This window comes from Ruegeria aquimaris, from assembly GCF_025751555.1.
In the GTDB taxonomy this organism is placed as follows: Bacteria; Pseudomonadota; Alphaproteobacteria; order Rhodobacterales; family Rhodobacteraceae; genus Ruegeria_B; species Ruegeria_B aquimaris.
Window position 1 is genome coordinate 235,659 of the sequence record NZ_JAOWLB010000005.1, and the last position, 17,488, is coordinate 253,146.

Annotated in this window: 15 protein-coding genes; 5 read left to right on the top strand and 10 right to left on the bottom strand. The window is 63.5% G+C overall.

Features of this window, described 5'->3' with window-relative positions:
• Positions 1 to 152 precede the first annotated feature (152 nt).
• Together clpA and OE747_RS10135 are read left to right on the top strand one after the other, a co-directional pair.
• A complete protein-coding gene (gene clpA / locus OE747_RS10130; protein ID WP_263828483.1) occupies positions 153 to 2,480 on the top strand; it encodes an ATP-dependent Clp protease ATP-binding subunit ClpA in 2,328 nt (775 codons plus the stop codon).
• Complete coding sequence (locus OE747_RS10135; RefSeq protein WP_263828484.1) at positions 2,480 to 3,439, top strand: M23 family metallopeptidase; 960 nt, start codon at positions 2,480 to 2,482, stop codon at positions 3,437 to 3,439. The genes clpA and OE747_RS10135 overlap by 1 nt, the downstream gene beginning before the upstream one ends.
• Positions 3,440 to 3,442: 3 nt before the next feature.
• Here OE747_RS10135 and OE747_RS10140 read toward each other — a convergent pair whose 3' ends face one another.
• The 3 genes from OE747_RS10140 to OE747_RS10150 form a co-directional block, all read right to left on the bottom strand.
• Entirely contained in the window at positions 3,443 to 5,764 is a 2,322-nt protein-coding gene (locus OE747_RS10140; RefSeq protein WP_263828485.1) for a peptidoglycan -binding protein, read from the bottom strand.
• Positions 5,765 to 5,767: 3 nt separating this feature from the next.
• Positions 5,768 to 6,949 carry a biopolymer transporter ExbB gene (locus OE747_RS10145; protein WP_263828486.1) on the bottom strand — a complete coding sequence of 394 codons (1,182 nt, stop codon included), beginning with the start codon at positions 6,947 to 6,949 and terminating at the stop codon, positions 5,768 to 5,770.
• 71 nt (positions 6,950 to 7,020) lie between these two features.
• The gene (locus OE747_RS10150; RefSeq protein ID WP_263828487.1) at positions 7,021 to 7,551 is read right to left on the bottom strand and encodes a gamma-glutamylcyclotransferase; all 531 of its coding nucleotides are present in this window, start codon (positions 7,549 to 7,551) and stop codon (positions 7,021 to 7,023) included.
• Positions 7,552 to 7,616: 65 nt separating this feature from the next.
• Between OE747_RS10150 and OE747_RS10155 the strand changes: the two genes are divergently transcribed.
• Complete coding sequence (locus OE747_RS10155) at positions 7,617 to 8,618, top strand: DUF2125 domain-containing protein (RefSeq protein WP_263828488.1); 1,002 nt, start codon at positions 7,617 to 7,619, stop codon at positions 8,616 to 8,618.
• 9 nt (positions 8,619 to 8,627) lie between these two features.
• Here OE747_RS10155 and OE747_RS10160 read toward each other — a convergent pair whose 3' ends face one another.
• The 4 genes from OE747_RS10160 to OE747_RS10175 form a co-directional block, all read right to left on the bottom strand.
• Complete coding sequence (locus tag OE747_RS10160; protein WP_263828489.1) at positions 8,628 to 9,491, bottom strand: extensin-like domain-containing protein; 864 nt, start codon at positions 9,489 to 9,491, stop codon at positions 8,628 to 8,630.
• A complete protein-coding gene (locus tag OE747_RS10165; protein WP_263828490.1) occupies positions 9,488 to 10,408 on the bottom strand; it encodes a prephenate/arogenate dehydrogenase family protein in 921 nt (306 codons plus the stop codon). The genes OE747_RS10160 and OE747_RS10165 overlap by 4 nt, the downstream gene beginning before the upstream one ends.
• Positions 10,405 to 11,490 carry a histidinol-phosphate transaminase gene (gene hisC / locus OE747_RS10170; RefSeq protein WP_263828491.1) on the bottom strand — a complete coding sequence of 362 codons (1,086 nt, stop codon included), beginning with the start codon at positions 11,488 to 11,490 and terminating at the stop codon, positions 10,405 to 10,407. The genes OE747_RS10165 and hisC overlap by 4 nt, the downstream gene beginning before the upstream one ends.
• A 66-nt stretch (positions 11,491 to 11,556) precedes the next feature.
• Positions 11,557 to 12,972 (bottom strand): aminotransferase class V-fold PLP-dependent enzyme, encoded by a 1,416-nt coding sequence (locus tag OE747_RS10175; RefSeq protein ID WP_263828492.1) that lies wholly within the window; start codon positions 12,970 to 12,972, stop codon positions 11,557 to 11,559.
• A gap of 103 nt (positions 12,973 to 13,075) precedes the next feature.
• Between OE747_RS10175 and OE747_RS10180 the strand changes: the two genes are divergently transcribed.
• Positions 13,076 to 13,534: an Lrp/AsnC family transcriptional regulator gene (locus OE747_RS10180; RefSeq protein ID WP_263388809.1), complete on the top strand. Its 459-nt coding sequence runs from the start codon at positions 13,076 to 13,078 to the stop codon at positions 13,532 to 13,534.
• Here OE747_RS10180 and rpiB read toward each other — a convergent pair.
• On the bottom strand, positions 13,531 to 13,980 hold the full coding sequence (gene rpiB, locus OE747_RS10185) for a ribose 5-phosphate isomerase B (RefSeq protein WP_263828493.1): 450 nt from the start codon (positions 13,978 to 13,980) through the stop codon (positions 13,531 to 13,533). The two genes, OE747_RS10180 and rpiB, sit on opposite strands and share 4 nt — an antisense overlap.
• Before the next feature lie 130 nt (positions 13,981 to 14,110).
• Positions 14,111 to 14,731, bottom strand: a complete 621-nt coding sequence (rpsD, locus tag OE747_RS10190) for a 30S ribosomal protein S4 (protein WP_164133047.1) — start codon at positions 14,729 to 14,731, stop codon at positions 14,111 to 14,113.
• A gap of 284 nt (positions 14,732 to 15,015) precedes the next feature.
• On the opposite strand from rpsD, the gene OE747_RS10195 reads away from it, so the two are divergent.
• Entirely contained in the window at positions 15,016 to 16,383 is a 1,368-nt protein-coding gene (locus OE747_RS10195) for a class I SAM-dependent methyltransferase (RefSeq protein ID WP_263828494.1), read from the top strand.
• Positions 16,384 to 16,406: 23 nt separating this feature from the next.
• On the opposite strand, the gene OE747_RS10200 is transcribed toward OE747_RS10195, so the two are convergent.
• Positions 16,407 to 17,471 carry a Hint domain-containing protein gene (locus OE747_RS10200; protein ID WP_263828495.1) on the bottom strand — a complete coding sequence of 355 codons (1,065 nt, stop codon included), beginning with the start codon at positions 17,469 to 17,471 and terminating at the stop codon, positions 16,407 to 16,409.
• Positions 17,472 to 17,488: the final 17 nt, after the last annotated feature.

Consider the following 17,488-nt stretch of genomic DNA (forward strand, 5'->3'; position numbering starts at 1 on the left):
CCACCAGTCACGACAAATGTGAGCCGGAAACAAAAGAAAACCCTTGAAGCGGCGCTCACATCAACCAAACTCTAATAGTATGAGGACATGGTTGGCAGAGGGGTCCGACCGCAACTCGACCCCCTCCCGACCCAAGACAGAGGAGCACGCCTGTGCCTTCATTCTCGAGCACACTTGAACAGGCCATTCACGCAGCCCTGGCGGCGGCAAACGAACGGCGACACGAATTCGCAACGCTGGAACATCTGTTGCTGGCGCTGCTCGATGAACCGGATGCGGTGCGGGTACTGAAGGCATGCAGTGTCGATCTGACCGAATTACGCAGCACTCTGGTCGAGTTCATCGACGAGGATCTTGCCAATCTGGTAACCGATATCGACGGCTCCGAGGCGGTGCCAACCGCCGCGTTTCAGCGCGTGATCCAGCGTGCCGCGATCCATGTCCAAAGCTCGGGGCGCACCGAGGTCACCGGCGCCAATGTGCTGGTCGCGATCTTTGCCGAACGTGAATCCAACGCCGCCTATTTCCTGCAAGAACAGGACATGACCCGCTATGACGCGGTGAACTTCATCGCTCATGGTGTCGCCAAGGACCCTGCCTATGGCGAAAACCGACCCGTAACCGGCGCCGAACGCGGCGAGGAAGAGAGCCGCGCCACGTCATCGGCTGAAGGCGAGCAGAAAGAAAGCGCGCTGTCCAAGTACTGCGTGAACCTGAACGCCAAGTCGCGCGCCGGCGATATCGACCCGCTTATCGGACGCGATCACGAGGTCGAGCGCTGTATCCAGGTGCTGTGCCGCCGCCGCAAGAACAATCCGCTTCTGGTGGGCGATCCCGGCGTGGGCAAGACCGCCATCGCCGAGGGGCTTGCCCGCAAGATCGTGGCCGGTGAGATCCCCGAGGTGCTGTCGAACACCACCATCTATTCGCTCGACATGGGCGCGCTGCTGGCTGGCACCCGGTACCGCGGCGATTTCGAGGAACGGCTGAAATCGGTCGTGAACGAGTTGGAGGAGCACCCCGACGCGGTGCTGTTCATCGACGAAATCCATACGGTGATCGGCGCTGGCGCCACGTCGGGCGGGGCGATGGACGCCTCGAACCTGCTCAAGCCCGCGTTGCAGGGCGGCAAGCTGCGTACCATGGGGTCGACCACCTACAAGGAGTTCCGCCAGCATTTCGAGAAGGACCGCGCGCTGAGCCGCCGGTTCCAGAAGATCGACGTGAACGAACCCTCGGTCGAGGACAGCGTGAAGATCCTCAAGGGCCTGAAGCCCTATTTCGAGGAGCATCACGAGGTGCGTTATACCGCCGATGCGATCAAGTCGGCGGTCGAACTGTCGGCGCGTTATATCAACGACCGCAAACTGCCCGACAAGGCCATCGACGTGATCGACGAGGCGGGCGCGGCGCAGCATCTGGTGGCCGAGAGCAAGCGGCGCAAGACCATCGGTGTCAAGGAGATCGAAGCGGTGGTTGCCAAGATCGCCCGCATCCCGCCAAAGAACGTCACCAAGGACGATGCCGAGGTTCTCAAGGATCTCGAAGCCAGCCTGAAACGTGTGGTCTTTGGCCAGGACAAGGCGATCGAGGCCTTGTCCAGTGCCATCAAGCTGGCGCGCGCAGGCCTGCGCGAACCGGAGAAACCCATCGGCAACTACCTGTTCGCGGGGCCAACCGGTGTCGGCAAGACTGAGGTCGCCAAGCAACTGGCCGATACGCTGGGTGTGGAACTGCTGCGCTTCGACATGTCAGAATACATGGAGAAACATGCGGTCAGCCGCCTGATCGGCGCGCCCCCTGGCTATGTCGGTTTTGATCAGGGCGGGCTGTTGACCGATGGCGTCGACCAGCATCCGCATTGTGTGCTGCTGCTGGACGAGATCGAAAAGGCGCATCCTGATGTCTACAACATCCTGTTGCAGGTGATGGATCATGGCCAACTGACCGACCACAACGGCCGCACCGTCAACTTCCGCAACGTGGTGCTGATCATGACCTCGAACGCGGGCGCCGCCGAACAGGCGAAAACCGCCATCGGGTTCGGGCGCGACCGGCGCGAGGGTGAGGACACCGCCGCCATCGAGCGGACCTTCACGCCCGAGTTCCGCAACCGTCTGGATGCCGTGATCTCGTTCGCACCGCTGCCTAAGGAGGTGATCCTCCAGGTGGTCGAAAAGTTCGTGCTGCAACTCGAAGCGCAGTTGATGGACCGCCATGTGCATATCGAACTGACCCGGCAGGCCGCCGAATGGCTGGCCGACAAGGGCTATGACGACAAGATGGGGGCCCGGCCGCTGGCGCGTGTGATCCAGGAACACATCAAGAAGCCCCTGGCCGAGGAATTGCTGTTCGGAAAACTGGCCAAAGGCGGTGTCGTCCGCGTCAGCGTCAAGAAGGGCGAGTTGGTCTTGCAAATCGATGGCCCGGACCGGCCGCGTATCTCGGGGGACAAGCCGCCGTTGCTGACGGCTGACTGATGCGCACGGGCCTGTTGGCTCTATTGTCGCTCGCCGCTTATCCTGCGGCGAGCGATCCCATTCTGGGCCTGCCCATCGACTGTACCCTGGGCGAAACCTGCTACATTCAGCAATATGTCGATCGAGACCCAGGCGAAGGCGCCCGCGATTTCACCTGCGGCACGCTCAGCTATGACGGTCACAAGGGCACCGATTTTGCGGTACCGACGCTCGAGGCCATGCGCGCCGGTGTCAACGTGATCGCCTCGGCGGCCGGTGTCGTCCGAGGCGTGCGCGACGGGGTCGAGGACCGGGTCTACGGCCCCGACAACGCCGATGCGGTCAAGGGCCGCGAATGCGGCAATGGCGTCGTGCTGGTGCATGAGGACGGGTGGGAGACCCAATACTGCCATTTGAAACAGGGGTCGGTCCGGGTGCGCAGCGGCGACCGGGTCGCGCGGGGCGATATCCTGGGCCAGGTGGGGATCAGCGGCAAGGCGCAGTTTCCCCATGTCCATCTCTCGGTCCGCCGGGACGGTGCGGTGGTGGATCCCTTCGATACCGGGCCTGATGCGGCTTGTGATCAAGTCGGAACCAACCTTTGGCAAGATCCGATCGCCTATGTTCCAGGGGGGCTGATCGACGCAGGGTTTACGGATCAGGTGCCGGAATTCGACGCGGTTCAGGAGGGCACCGCAGCGACCGAACACCTGCCGCCTGATGCCGCTGCAATCGTGCTGTTCGTTCTGGCCTATGGCGCGCGCGCGGGTGACACGCTGCGTCTGACTATCGACGGGCCCGATGGTCGTTTCATGGCACAGGACATGAAACTGGACCGCGATCAGGCGCGGCTGTTTCGTGCCTCGGGACGCAGGGCCGGAAGCGGCGATTGGCCTGAAGGCACCTACTCCGGCGAAATCATACTCTTGCGTGAAGGTCAGGAGGTCGACCGGATCACCACAATCCTCGCCGTGAGATGATCCCTATTTCTCGGTCAGCTTAAGTTCGATCCGGCGGTTCTGTGCGCGGGCCTCGGGCGTGTCCGACGGGTTGATCGGCTGGTACTCGCCAAACCCGTTGGCCGACAGCCGATCCGGCGGGATGCCCAGGAAATCGACCATGTAGCGCACGACCGAAAGCGCACGACCCTGGCTGAGTTCCCAGTTGTCGGCGAATTTCCCGGTCCCCGACAGCGGCACGTTGTCTGTATGACCATCCACCCGGATCACCCAATCGATCTCAGGCGGGATCTCGGCGGCCACCCCGCGCAGGATACGCGCCACCTTGGCGATTTCGAATTGCCCCGCAGGTGACAGATCGGCGCTGCCAGGATCGAACAGAACCTCGGACGAGAACACGAACCGGTCACCTTCGATGCGGACGCCCTCCTGATTTCCCAAAAGGCCACGCAACCTGCCGAAAAATTCCGAGCGATACTGCTCCAGGTCCTTGGCCTGTGCTTCAAGCGCCTTGGCTTCCTCGGCCAGCCGGATGGCCTCGGCCTCCAGCCGCTTGCGTTCGGCTGCCTCCAGGATGCGGCGCTTGCGTTCCTCGGATGCCGCCCGCGCCAGAGCCGCATTCAGATCCTGACCCAATGTCTGCACCTGCACCTGCGCGGCCTCGTTCCGGCTTTTGTAGTCGTCAAGCAGGGCTTGCAGGCTGCCAAGCTGGGACCGCAGCGCCGCCACCTGCTGGTTCAAGAGCGCGGTCTGGCGCTGAGCCTCGGCCGATATCACCTGTTCCTCGCCCAGTGCCGCGCGGGCCTGCGCCAGCAGATCGGCGCGTTGCTCGGCCAGGGTGCGTTGCTCGGCCGCGCTGGCCTCGGCTTCGGTCTGGGCAGTCAGGGCGGCCAGCAGGCGTTGTTGCAGAACCTCCTGATCGGATGCGGCCGCCTGCGCCCGCTCCAGCGTTTCAAGCGCCGCAAGCAGGCGCGCCTCTACCGACGCGCGATCCTCTTCTGTCGAAACCGCCGCGTTTTGCGCCGCCGCCAGATCCGCGCGCGCGCGCGCCAACTCGGCCTCCAGCGCCGCCTTGGTCCCGGCTGCATCTTCTTCGGTTTGGGCCAGCCGTTGCTCAAGTGCTGTTCGTGCAGCATCCGCCTGGGTGCGCAAGTCGGCCAGTTCCCCTTCCAGAGCAGCACGGGCGGCGGCGTACTCTGACTGAAGCCGTGCCAGTTCGTCCTGGTATTGCGACTGGGTGGCAACCGTGGCGGCGCGCTGTTCGGCAAGGGCAGCCTCGAGCGCGCTTTGCGTATCGGCGGCACGGGCACGGGCAGCGGCCAAGTCTGTCCGGGTCTGCTCGCCCTCGGCACGGATGCGATCCAACTCTGCCGACAAGGCATTCACCCGCGCCTGGCTTTCAGATTGCGCCACCTCCATCTGAGCCAGAACCCGCGTCAGACGTTCGGCCAGTTCGTCCCGCTCGTGCAGCTGCGCCCGTGCCGCTTCGATCTCGGCCAGCACCTCGGAGAGCTTTTCATCCAGCTGCGCCTTGGCGGCATCCGCAGCGGCCAGCAAGGTCAACGTGTCTTCGGCCTGCTTGCGCTGCGCCTCGAGCGCCAGGGTCATCGCCGTCAGCTCGGCATCGGCGTTCTTGAGCTTGTCACGCAAGGCCTCGGCTGCCGCCGCTTCGGCCAGCCTTGCGGCTTCCTCTTCGCTCAGCTGTTGCTCCAGCGTCCCGATCCGGGCGGCGCTCCGGTCCCCTTCGCGTTCCAGATCGGCGATCATGGCTTCCAGCGCCTCACGCCGGGCAGCGGCGAGGCGGGCGGCCTCGGTCTGACCGTCGATCTCGCTGCGGGCCTGTGCGAGGGCGAGGTTCAGTGCCTCCTGCTCTGTCAACAGGCTGTCACGCTGCTCTTCGAGCGCCGCGACCGTGCCAAGCGCCTGTTCCCGGTCAGAGAGCAGCGCGGCGACCTGTGCTTCGAAGGCGGTGATCCGGGTCGCCGCATCATCCAGCGCCGCGCGCTGCTGGTCGCGTTCGACGGTGAGCGAGGCAATCAACGCCTGCGCCTGAGTCAGATCGTCCTGAGTGTCGTTCAAGGTCGCGTTCAACGCCCCCAGCCGGGCCTGCAACTGGCTATTGGCACGCTCTTCCAATCCAAGAGCCTGCGCCAGCCTGCCAACCTCGTCCGCCAGCGCGTCCAGCTCGTGCTCCTGCCCCGAGATCGTTTCGCGCAGCACGAATTGCACCACCATGAAAATGGTCAGCACAAAGGTCAGTACCATCAGGAGGCCAGTCATCGCGTCGACGAAACCCGGCCAGACCGATCCCTGGAACCTGTGGCCGGTGCGCCGCGACAGGGCCATGGGTTACACCTCGTCCCGGGGGGCGCCACGCAGCGGCCTACGGGTGCCCGACAGCGCCTTGGCAAGCAATTCGATATCGGTTCGCAGCTCCGCCATGCTTTCCTGTCGCCCGGCGGAAATCTCTTCGAGAATGCGCAGCATCTGAACGTCGATGGAGCGCAGCCGCATCCGACTTTCGGCATCCATGCCCTCGTGCAGCCCATGGGTGCGCAAATGGTCCAGCAAAGCCTCCTGCCCCGACGCCACCCGATCGAGCGACGCGGTAATGCTCTCCGTCTCGGCGTCGCGCATGTTCATCTCGGAAATGGCGTCGGCCAGTTGCCCGAGGCGGCCGGTGATCTCGCTCCGCCCCTCTTCCGAGGCGACAAACATGGCCTTCAAGGCATCCATCTGCTCGGCCATGGTGTCCAGTACGGCCACGATCACACCGCTTTCCGAATGGCCATCCTCGCCCGACGAGAAACTGACCCGGGTGATGGTCGACAGCCATTCTTCAAGCTCGCGGTAGAACCGGTTCTGGCCATGCCCCGCGAACAGTTCCAGCAGCCCGACGATCAACGACCCCGCCAGACCCAGCAGGGACGAACCAAAGGCCGTGCCCATACCGCCCAGTTGAGCCTCAAGCCCGGTCATCAGCCGATTGAAGACGGCAAGCCCCTCTTCGCCCTCCTGCGGATTGAGGCTGCGGATGGTATCGACAACGGCCGGAATCGTCGTCGCCAAGCCAAAGAAGGTGCCCAGAAGACCCAAGTAGATCAGCACATTGGTGATATAGCGCGTGATCTCGCGCTCTTCCTCGATCCGTTCGGCCACCGAGTCGAGGATCGACCGGGTCGAAGTCGACGAAATCTGCATCCGGGCCGCACGCGACCGCAACAGCGAGGCCAGCGGCGCCAGCAAGGACGGCGCCGGCGTGCCGTCGCGCTCCATCCCGGCGGCAAAATCCTCGATCCAGCGCACCGAGCCGATAAGCTGGATCACTTGCCAGAAACAGGTCACCACGCCGATGACAAAGACCATCAGGATGAACCCGTTCAGGTACGGGTTCGCCTCGAACACCGGCAGCACCCGTGGCATGGCGACAAACGTGCCAAAACCGGACAGTCCAATGACGATCAGCATCATCAGGATCTGACGGATCGGCTGCGAGAATTGCGGTCTCGCTTCTCGGTCTGGCTGCGCCATGCGCGGTCTTCCTGAACCTGTCACTGCTCTTGTTCCGAACCTATCGAAAACTTGTTCGCAACGCCAAGGGTTTATGCCGTGATTTGCCGCACGCGGGCGGAAAGCCAATCAAGTTCCGGGTCGTTGAGCCCGATTTCGGCCAGATGAGCGGCTGTATTGTAAAGATACTCGGTGTTCGGACCTCGCCCGCCCACCGCATTGGCGATGATCAGTGCCTGTTGCTCCAGCGGCATGCCCCCGCAATACTGCTCATGATGGGGGTCGATCACATAGGTCACGGCGGTTACCTGTTCGCCCCGATCCAGCTGCACATCCAGCAGACGTTCCAGATAAGCAGACGAGATCAGTTCGCGCTCGCGCAATTCGTCCAGCGTCCGGTCTTCGTGCCCGGTTTCGACGGCAAAGGCGATACCACGGCAATGCCCGCCCTGATGCGCGTCCAGAGCCAGAACCAGCCCGGGGCTTTCCTCGGTTCCGCGATGATGAATCGAACTCATGCAAAAGGACCGCGACCATCCATGCAGCGTCGCCAACTCGCGCCGCGCCACCGGGAAACCGGGGTTCCACATCAGCGATCCGTATCCGAATACCCACATCGTCATCGTACTGGTCCTTGCCCGTTTCGGCCTATAAACAGGAAAACGAGAGCAGACAAAAGGGGCAGGCAATGTTGAACCTTGTGCGGGTCGTGCTTCTGGCGGCGGTGCTGTGGTCAGGGTATTGGGCCATTGCGGGCTTCGGTTTGCGCAGTTCGGTCACAAACTGGTTCGCAGCACAGGCCGAACGGGGCTGGCAGGCGGAGTATTCCGAGATCAGCCTTTCCGGTTTCCCGCTGCGGCACCGGATCACCATCGACACCCCGGCGCTGGCCGATCCCGCCACCGGAACCGCCTGGCGCGCCGACTGGCTTGCGCTGGAAAGCCCGGCAATCTGGCCCGGTCGACAGACGCTTCACTTTCCCGAGACCGCGCAACGCCTGTCTTACTATGACCAGACGCTGGTGATTGTGGCCGAGGCGATGCGCGCCGATCTGGACCTGGCGCCCGGAAATGCGCTGACACTCAGGTCCATGGCCCTGACCGCCGGCGAATGGTCCGTGTTTCGTGGGGACGAAATATGGGCGGATGCAGACGCCCTCTCCGTTTCGATGCAGCAGCAGGTAAAACCGGAAACCTACCGCATCCATGCCGAAGCCTCAGACCTTGCCCCTGGAAAGGACATCCGGCGCCTGCTGGGAGGGGCCGAAGAACTGCCACGCAGCTTTGACCGGCTGGAACTCGATCTTGACGTCGCGTTTGACAAGACCTGGGACAGGACCGCGCTGGAGGACAGGCGCCCGCAACCCCGGGAGATAGACCTGAAACTGGCCGAAGCGGCATGGGGCGAGCTGCGCCTTTTCGCGGCTGGAAAGGTTTCTGTTGATGACTATGGCGTTCCCACGGGCGAGGTTGCGCTCAAGGCCGAGAACTGGCGCGAGATGGTTGCGATGGCGCAGCAGTCGGGCGCACTGCCTGTTCGGGCGGCGGAGCCGCTGACAAAAGTGCTGAACATGCTGGCAGGGCTCGGCGGAAACCCCGAGGCGCTGGATCTGGAACTTGGGTTCCGGGGTGGCTACGTAACCTTGGGTCCGATCCCTCTGGGACCGGCACCGCGCCTGTTCCTGCGATAGGCGGCCAGGTTACCGGCAATAGGGTCCGCCGCGATGGCGGGCCGTGTCCAGGTGCAGGTGGTTCCAGTGATATCTGTCCGCCTCCGGCCCCAGAACCGTGCCAAACGGACCGCAGGCCTCTTTCCAGACCTGTCGCAGCATCTTGCGCGTCGCGCCGCGTTTCCAGCCTTCGGCAACCGTGATCACTTCGCCGTCGTTCATGGTAAAGGCAGAAATGTCGATGGCCCGGCCGCGGCCATGTTCCGAGATCTTGGCGCCGCGCTGGTTGTTGCGCGTACGGCAGGCATAGTGGGCCGCCACTTTCAACTCCACCACCGGTCCGCGCCGACGGAACGTGGGCTTTACACTGCGATCGACCCAGCGGTTCAACGATTCCGCCGTGGTACAGTCCATGGTCGCGGGAACGCTAAGCCGTACCCCCGATACCGAGGTCACCCGCACCGCATCCTTGAGCCCACAGCCCTTGATCTTGCCCGACACCTTGCCCACCGGTTCTCCCTGGATGTCCGGATTACCGCAGACTGAACCCTTGAGCCGTTTCTTGCGCCCGAAGAGGGCGCGTTCCTCCACCTCCCTGGGGCGGGCTTCGGGGCGGCTGGAGTGCTCGGGTCCCGCATCCTGTGGCGCGGGCATGCGCGCGGCGGCCAGAATCTCCTGTTCCGACGGCGGACGAACGGTCGGGCGCAAGCGGGATACGGCCACGGATGCCGAAGCATCCGCCGCCGCAAGCCGCACCGCCGCGTCTACCACCGGATCAGTCGGCGCGCCCGGACGCTCATGGGGCCGCAGGGAACTGGAAGGCGCATTCGCAGTAACCGGAAATGCCCAGAGCGCCAGTCCGAGAACCGCAATCAACGTTCCACGCCTGATCATGGTTTGACCTTGCTGCGGCCGAAATCCGGGGCGGCGGTATCCTGACCGGCCTGGATGATGCCGCGCCGGATGGCACGTGTGCGGGTAAAATAATCGAACAGGTACTTTTCATCGCCCATGCGGATCGCCCTCTGCAACACGAACAATTCCTCGGCAAACCGGCCAAGGATGTCCAGCGTCGCCTCCCGGTTGGTGAGGAAAACGTCGCGCCACATGGTGGGATCCGAGGCTGCGATCCGGGTGAAGTCGCGAAAGCCCGCTGCCGAGTACTTGATGACCTCGCTTTCGGTCACACGCCTCAGATGGTCGGCCACCCCCACCATTGTATAGGCGATGGCATGGGGTACGTGGCTGGTGACAGCCAGAACCAGATCGTGATGGTCCGCCTCCATCTCGTCGACGTTCGATCCAATGCCCTCCCAGAAGGTACGCAAACGGGTCACCGCGGCCGGGTCGCTGCCCTCGACGGGCACGATCAGGCACCAGCGGTTGTCGAACAGCTCGGCAAACCCGGATTCCGGGCCAGAGTGTTCGGTTCCCGCCAGGGGGTGGGCCGGAACGAAATGCACGCCTTCGGGGATATGCGGGCCGACCGCGTCGATGACATGCCGCTTGACCGAACCGACGTCCGACACCGTGGCACCGGGTTTCAGCACCGGGCCGATTTCCTCGGCCACCGCAGCCATTGCGCCCACAGGAACGCAGAGCACCACGAGGTCGGCACCTTGCGCGGCCTCGGCGGCGCTATCGCAGACCCGGTCACACAGACCGATCCGGCGCGCGGTGTCGCGGGTCGCCTCGGAGCGCGCATAGCCCGTCACCTCTCCCGCCAGTCCGGCCCGCTTGATCGCCCAGAACATCGAAGAGGCGATGAGGCCAAGGCCGATCAGCGCGACGCGATCATAGACCGGACTCATGCTTGTGCCTCCCTGAAGGCGCGTACGGCATCGACGACGGCACGGCATCCGGCCTCATCTCCCACCGTGATCCTGAGCGCCTGTGGCAGGTTATACCCCGCCACCCGGCGCACGATCACACCGCGCGATTGCAGGAACAGGTCGCAGGCCTCGGCTTCGGCCCGGTCGGCAAAACGGGCCAGGATGAAATTGGCGCAGGACACGTCCGAAGGTACGCCAAGCTCGGCAAGCCGTTCCGCCATCCAGCCGCGCCATTTGGCATTCTCGGACCGGCAACGGGCGACCCAGTCCTGATCGCGGACCGCTGCCTCGGCGGCGGCCAGCTGCATGGTCGACAGGTTGAAGGGCTGGCGGATGCGGTTCAGCACGTCGATGATTTCGCGCGGCGCATAACCCCAGCCAATCCGCAGCCCGCCCAGCCCGTAGATCTTTGAAAAGGTGCGGGTCATGATGACATTGCCACGGGCCGAGACCAGCCCGGCGCCACCATCGAACCCCTCGACAAATTCGGCATAGGCGCCGTCGAGCACCAAGAGCACATTCCCGGGCAGGCCGTCGGCCAGCCGGATCACCTCCGCCTCGGACAGCATGGTACCGGTGGGGTTGGCCGGATTGGCGAGGAACACCAGACGGGTGCGGTCATTGACGGCAGCCAGGATCGCGTCGACATCGACGACGCGCTGCCGTTCGGGCACCTGAACCGGGGTCGCCCCCGCCATCCGCGCCAGGATCGGGTACATGGAAAACCCGTGCTCGGTATAGATCACCTCGTCCCCCGGCCCGGTATAGGCCTGGGTGACGAATTGCAGCACCTCGTCGCTGCCGACACCGCAGATGATGCGGTCGGGGTCCAACCCGTGCACCTCACCGATGGCGGCGCGCAGTTCGAGATGTTCGGTGCTGGGATAGCGATGCGCCTGCCCCGCCGTGGCCCGGATCGCCTCGACCGCGACCGGGCTGGGGCCATACGGGTTCTCGTTCGAACTCAGCTTGATGACATTGGCCACACCTTCGACATGGGCCTTTCCGCCCTGGTACAAGGCGATGTCCATGATGCCGGGTTGCGGTGTGAACTGGTTCATAAGGGGCGCTCCTGAAGACTAGCCCCTCATACCGGTCTCATCCGGCTGAGAAAAGCCGCAATTCCCTCATGCGGCCTTGAAACGCGCGGTCGCCGGATCAGCCTGGTAGAGCGGCGCATAATCCTCGGTTCGGCGCGACAGCTCGTTGACGGCCCCGATGATGAAGCGCACCGTCTCCTCGCTCATGAGGTAGGAGAAGTTGAGGCGCACCCAACCGGGTTTGCGCATTTCGCGGCCCGCTGCCAGGTCGTCATGCAGCGCCTCGGAGGCCGCTTGGTCGATCCCCAGCAGGCGGTGCGCATAGGGCCCCGCGCAGGCACAGCCGCCCCGGGCCTGAATGCCGTGGATATCACTCAGCATCCGGGTGAAAAGCTGCTGATGCACGGGCTGCCCTGCCCGGTTCCGCACCAGAAAGGAAAAGATCGGCAAGCGATGCGCCTTGTCGGTGCCCAACAGGGTCAGATGCGGATTGTCACCCCACCCCTCCAGCGCCATCGCGTTGAACCGCGCCTCGCGCCGGGCGATCTCATCGGCGCCGACCGCATCCTTGACGATAAAGGCCAGCGCGGCGCGGATATCGCCGATCACGTTCGGGGTACCGGCTTCTTCCCGCGCGGACAGGTTGGCGCTGTAATCATGCCGCCAGGGCGACACGAAACTGACGGTACCGCCCCCCGGCCAGCTGGGCGCCTTGCGGCGCACGGCGTGCTTGTTCACGACCAGCACGCCAGAGGCGCCGGGTCCCCCCGGGAACTTGTGCGGTGAGACGACAACCGCATCCTTGCGCACCCCTCCTTCGCCCATGTCGATGGCCAGATAAGGGCCGCCGCCGGCGTAGTCCCAGACCGACAGGGCACCGTGCGCCTTGAGCAACCGGGTCACCGGCACCGTGTCGGTGACAATCCCGGTCACGTTCGAGGCGGCGGAAAACGCACCGACCTTCAGGTCGCTGTCGGCATGGGTCAAAAGCGCCGCTTCGAGCGCCTCAAGATCCGGGCCGCCCTCGGGCGCCTCGGGGATTTCGACCACCTTTGCCCGGCTCTCGCGCCAGGGCAGGATATTGGAGTGATGTTCATATGGTCCGATAAAGACAACCGGCCGGTCAGCCTCCCCAATCCCAAACAGGCTGACCAGCCGGTTCAACCCGGCGGTGGCACCCGACCCGGCGAAAATCACCGCATCGTCTTCCGTGGCACCCACACACCGGCCGATCTCGTCCCGCGCCTCTCGGCGCAGACGAGTCATGTAGGATCCGCAATAGGACGCCTCGGTATGGCTGTTGGCATAGAACGGCAGCACCTGCCCGGCCACAAAATCCTCGACCTGTCTAAGCGCGCGGCCCGAGGCGACATAGTCGGCATAAACCAGCGGCACATTACCGTTCAGCCCCGGTATCATGACATTCTCTCCGATCAGGCCCGCGGACAGGCATCCGGCGGTTACATCTGCTTCGATCGACTGGCGGAACTGGGAAAGGGTCATGTTCTGGCTCCTGGTTGCAGAAGCAATATGATCTTTCGATTCCGGGATAACTTACCCTTTCTTTGCTTGAAATTCGTAATTCTTGTGTCATTTGATAGGTAGCATGGGAAAAATAGATCACATTGACACGAACATTCTAAAGGCATTGCAACGCGATGCCTCGCTCAGCCAACGTGAACTGGCCGAGCAGGTCGGCTTGTCACAAAACGCCTGCTGGCGACGGTTGAAGGCGCTGACGGATGACGGGGTGCTCAAAGGCTCCACCGCCCGCGTCGCGCGCGAGAAACTGGGGCTTGATCTGGTGGTCTTTGTCATGCTGCGGACCCGCCACCATTCGGCGGAGTGGCTGCAAAAGTTCCGCACCCACGTGCTGACAATCCCCGAAGTGGTGGATTTCCACCGCATCGGGGGCGATTACGACTATCAACTCAAGGTGGTAACGCGTGACATGGCCAGTTATGACAAGGTCTATCAGCGGCTGATCGAAAAGGTCGAACTGGACAGCGTCACCAGCTATTTCGCGATGGAGGCGATTGCCGAGGGGCGGCCGTTGCCGCTTTAGCCCTCGGGCGTTTCGATCATGTCCACGCGGGTTGCGTGGCGGCCGCCTTCGAATTCCGCTGACAGAAACGCATCGACGATATCCAGCGCCAGCCCCTCGCCCACCACGCGCGCGCCGAGCGACAGCATGTTGGCATTGTTATGCATGCGGATCATCCGGGCCGAGAACGTATCGGAGCAGACACCGCACCGGATACCCACGACCTTGTTGGCGGCCATCATGATGCCCTGCCCGGTACCGCAGAGAATGATTCCCAACCGGCAATCACCCGAGGCGACCCGCTCTGCCGCAGCGCGGCCATGTTTGGGGTAATGGGTGCTTTCGGGCGTTTGCGGGCCGATATCGACCACATCCCAGCCCTGGGCCGAGATATGGTCGGCAACCGCGCGACGCAGGTCGATAGCGGCGTGATCGCTGGACAGGACGATACGTTTGCTGGCGGTCATGGCGGCAGGCTCCGAATTGCGCAAAGGGCTTGGACTGCGCGATACCCACAGCGACCGAAAGGGTCAACCCGGACAAAAGAAAGCCGCGCAGAATATGCGCGGCTTTCGGAATTTGCAGAAACTGAACAGGTCAGTTCTTGGCGTAGTATTCGACGACCAGGTTCGGTTCCATCACCACCGCGTAGGGCACATCGCCCAGGCCGGGGGTGCGGACGAAAGTTGCCGTCATTTTCGAGTGGTCGACTTCCAGGTAATCCGGAACGTCGCGCTCGGCCAGCGACACGGCTTCGAGAACCGAGGCCAGTTGCTTGGAGCGGTCACGCACCTCGATCACGTCACCCTCTTTCACGCGGTAGGAGGGGATGTTCACGCGCTTGCCGTTGACCAGAACGTGACCATGGTTCACGAACTGACGGGCGGCAAAGACGGTCGGCACGAACTTGGCACGGTAGACGACGGCGTCCAGACGACGCTCGAGCAGGCCGATCAGGTTTTCACCGGTATCACCCTTCACACGTTCGGCTTCGCCGTAAATGCGACGGAACTGCTTTTCGGTCAGGTCGCCGTAATAGCCTTTCAGCTTCTGCTTGGCGCGCAGCTGGAGGCCGAAGTCCGACATCTTGCCCTTGCGGCGCTGGCCGTGCTGGCCGGGGCCGTATTCGCGGCGGTTGACCGGGGATTTCGGACGACCCCAGATGTTTTCGCCCATCCGGCGGTCGATTTTGTACTTGGCAGACGTGCGTTTGGTCACGGCTGATCTCCTTCGTTATGGTCGAGGCCCAATGGGCCACTATGAAGGGCGTTGTCCTCTTGCCTTGCGGCATGACAGGCGATCCCTTGCGGGAGCCACCAACACCAATGAAGCCGCGCTTATATACGTCCGCCGATCCGAGTCAACACGTGATGTTCAGGGCTTTTGCGCTTTTGTGACAGGTCCGCCAAACCGTGCTAGGCTGCGGCCATGTGCCATGTCCGCAAACAGGTATTCCACCTGAGTACCGGCGGCACGATCCAGATATGTGAACCGGAGCGACCTTGGCAACCTCAACCGACTGGTCCCGCGGATATCAGGCGCGGGCGGCCTATTTCGACACCGCGCAACCCAATGCAGCGCCCGCCATGATGGACCTTTCGCTGACCGTCGCGGGCTACCGACCACCACGCAACGGCGACCGGTTCCGCTATGTCGAATTCGGCTGCGGCTCTGCCTTCAATCTGATCCTGCTGGCGGCCCTGCACCCCGAGGCAGAGTTTCTGGGCGTGGATTTCATGCCCGAACATGTCGCGACCGCCCGCGCGCTGATCGAGGACGCGGGCCTGAACAACATCACCATCCGCGAGGCCGCGTTTGGCGAACTGCTCGGCGAGAAAGATCCCGAACCCTTTGACTATGCCGCCTTGCACGGTGTGTGGACATGGGTGGCCCCCGAGGTTCAGAACGAATTGGTCGAGGTGCTGGGCCGATGGCTGAAACCCGGCGGTATTGCCTATTTCGGATATGCCGCCGCCGCTGGCTGGGCCGCCCCCGAACCGATACGCCACCTGTTCCGCACGGTGCCCAAGCTGGCGGGCGCGGCCGGTTACGATGCCGCCCGCAATGCCGTGACACAGTGGCTTGAGGCGGTTGAACCCCCGGGCGTGACCAAGATGTGGGGCCTGTTGTCGTCGCTGCCGGATCTCTACCTTGCACATGATCTTGGGGCGGAATACGGCCGCCCGGTCTGGCTGTCGGATCTACAGACGGCCCTCGCCCCGGCCAAACTGACCTTTGCCACACCCTGCGATCTGGCCGAACAATTCGACATCCTGCGGTTTCGCGACAAGGTGCTCACCTTTGTCACCGAGGCGGCCAAGGCCGGTTGGGGGGAGACCGCCCGCGATCTGGCATCCAAGCGCAGCTTCCGGGCGGACCTCTTCGCACGCGGCGCGCCACGGCTCAGCGGGGCCGAGCGGAACAGGCGCCTCAAAGCGATGACAGTCGCCTTTTGGCCACCGCTTCTCGACGAAGAGCACGATGTGGCGCAAAGCAGGGACGACTTTCCGCTCACCGCCGATATCAATCGCGAAGTGAGCGACGTCCTTTCCAATGGGCCGATGTCGCTTGGCGATTTCGTCACCAAATCAGGCTTTGACAATCGTAAGGCCTTGCAAGCCATTCTGCTGAGCGTGGCGCGCGAACAGGTGCGGATCGTCGCGCCAGAGCACAATGGAAACGCGCAACCGGTCGCCCGGTTGCATCAGGTGTTACGGGCCCGGCATCGTGATGGGATGCGGCTGCCGGGTATCGCCTCTCCCAGCCTGGGTTGCCCGGTCTGCCTGAAACCTTCGGATGTCCGCGCGTTTGCCGAGCCCGAGAACGCCAGTACCGCGCACAAGGCAGGCCTTGAACGTCTAGGGCTTTGACCCGCACGCGGCCACCTAAGTGTTCAGGCCGCTTCGTACATCAGCAACGCGGCCTCGGTCGGCGTCAGATTCCGGCGCGCAAAGCCGCCATATCCATAGGGATCAGTCTCGAGCTCTGGCTTCTGGCGCAGCAATCGCCGCCGATCCGTCTCGGTCAGGGCCGACAGGGCGGCATTGGCCGGATGGAAGCTTTCGGTCTCGATCCCGTTTGCCCACAGGATCTGGTGGCTGGGCAAGAGCAGATGGATATATGTCACTTCACGCGACATCAGATCGACGGTGATGGTCGAGTCATTGACCAGATCCCGGGCCGGGACAAGCACTTCACTGGAGTTGAACAGGGCCTGCGCCACCGGCCCCCGCAACAGCATCCGGTGTTCCGGCGACACAAGCAACTCGGCGTCAGGCCGGTCGATGCCCAGCGCTCCGACTCGCAGGCGGATCGGTCGCAGATGCGGCATCACAAACAGCCGCGCGCCGGTCATTCGCCGCTGCCCGATCCACTCGATAGGTTGTGGGCCGCTGTCGCGGGTCTGCACCCTGTCGCCTTCGCGCAACTCCTCGATCAACCGCGGGCCGGTCGGGGTCGCGATCTTTGTACCCGGGGTAAAACAGATCACGCCGCCCGCCTGCCGCTCCACCGTCTTGGGCTCGCCTGTGTTCAGGCCACAATGCACGACCCAAAGATCGGTACTCCGAGGGGGGATGTCATCGACAAACATCAGCAACGGAAGCGAGCCGTTTCCGGTTTCGATCAGCGTGACGGTATAGCTGCGCGCACCATTCGTGACGACAAAGCTCTGATCCATCAATGGATCGTCCACCTCGACCGCATCTATGTCGGTTCGGTTCTGAACCGCTGCGCCAACCAATCGCCTAACCTTGCGCGCCGCGCGTCTGCGCAACGCATCCTCTCCGTCCGCCCGGTCCAGCCGCAACAGCCCATTGGGTCCATCCACCTGAACGGCCTCACCGCGCCAAGACCAGACCGCCCCAGCGGTCAGCGCGTCAAGAGGAGCCCCCTCAAGTCCATCTAGATCTGTTTGCGACCAGGAAATGACGAACGTGCCACGAAAGCCCGTTTTCATTTACCGACTGCCTGCCT

What these genes read in the sequence shown, in the direction of transcription:
- OE747_RS10150 (WP_263828487.1), bottom strand. Translation starts at nt 7,551, where the DNA reads ATGACGATGTGGGTATTCGGATACGGATCGCTGATGTGGAACCCCGGT.
- OE747_RS10165 (WP_263828490.1), bottom strand. Translation starts at nt 10,408, where the DNA reads ATGAGTCCGGTCTATGATCGCGTCGCGCTGATCGGCCTTGGCCTCATC.
- OE747_RS10160 (WP_263828489.1), bottom strand. Translation starts at nt 9,491, where the DNA reads ATGATCAGGCGTGGAACGTTGATTGCGGTTCTCGGACTGGCGCTCTGG.
- hisC (WP_263828491.1), bottom strand. Translation starts at nt 11,490, where the DNA reads ATGAACCAGTTCACACCGCAACCCGGCATCATGGACATCGCCTTGTAC.
- OE747_RS10135 (WP_263828484.1), top strand. Translation starts at nt 2,480, where the DNA reads ATGCGCACGGGCCTGTTGGCTCTATTGTCGCTCGCCGCTTATCCTGCG.
- OE747_RS10200 (WP_263828495.1), bottom strand. Translation starts at nt 17,471, where the DNA reads ATGAAAACGGGCTTTCGTGGCACGTTCGTCATTTCCTGGTCGCAAACA.
- OE747_RS10145 (WP_263828486.1), bottom strand. Translation starts at nt 6,949, where the DNA reads ATGGCGCAGCCAGACCGAGAAGCGAGACCGCAATTCTCGCAGCCGATC.
- OE747_RS10180 (WP_263388809.1), top strand. Translation starts at nt 13,076, where the DNA reads ATGGGAAAAATAGATCACATTGACACGAACATTCTAAAGGCATTGCAA.
- OE747_RS10175 (WP_263828492.1), bottom strand. Translation starts at nt 12,972, where the DNA reads ATGACCCTTTCCCAGTTCCGCCAGTCGATCGAAGCAGATGTAACCGCC.
- OE747_RS10140 (WP_263828485.1), bottom strand. Translation starts at nt 5,764, where the DNA reads ATGGCCCTGTCGCGGCGCACCGGCCACAGGTTCCAGGGATCGGTCTGG.
- rpiB (WP_263828493.1), bottom strand. Translation starts at nt 13,980, where the DNA reads ATGACCGCCAGCAAACGTATCGTCCTGTCCAGCGATCACGCCGCTATC.
- OE747_RS10155 (WP_263828488.1), top strand. Translation starts at nt 7,617, where the DNA reads ATGTTGAACCTTGTGCGGGTCGTGCTTCTGGCGGCGGTGCTGTGGTCA.